Source organism: Bittarella massiliensis (ex Durand et al. 2017) (assembly GCF_017566145.1).
In the GTDB taxonomy this organism is placed as follows: domain Bacteria; phylum Bacillota; class Clostridia; order Oscillospirales; family Ruminococcaceae; genus Bittarella; species Bittarella massiliensis_A.
In genome coordinates this window covers 1-261 of record NZ_JABFCL010000101.1, presented here as the reverse complement: position 1 = coordinate 261, position 261 = coordinate 1, and the positions used below count along the sequence as shown (strand labels likewise).

At 37.5% G+C, this 261-nt stretch carries 1 protein-coding gene; it reads left to right on the top strand.

Annotation, left to right across the window (positions count from 1 at the left end):
- On the top strand, window positions 1-261 hold a 261-nt coding region (locus HJY11_RS13620; protein ID WP_208076467.1), incomplete at both ends, for an IS3 family transposase.

Sequence of the window (261 nt, the reverse complement as noted above, 5' to 3'; positions counted from 1 at the left end):
AAAATTCAAAAGATCTATGAGGAATCTCATCAAAACTACGGTGCTCCTAAAATTACTGCAGAATTGCGAAAATCCGGGGAGTATGTTTCCGAAAAAACAGTTGGAAATTATATGCGTCAAATGGGAATCAAAGCCCATTGGGTGAAACCATATATCCAGACAACCAAAGATTCTGATTTCAGCCAGAAACTTAAAAATATCCTCAATGAGGAATTCAATCCCACTCATCCAGATGCTGTCTGGTGTTCAGATATCACTTAT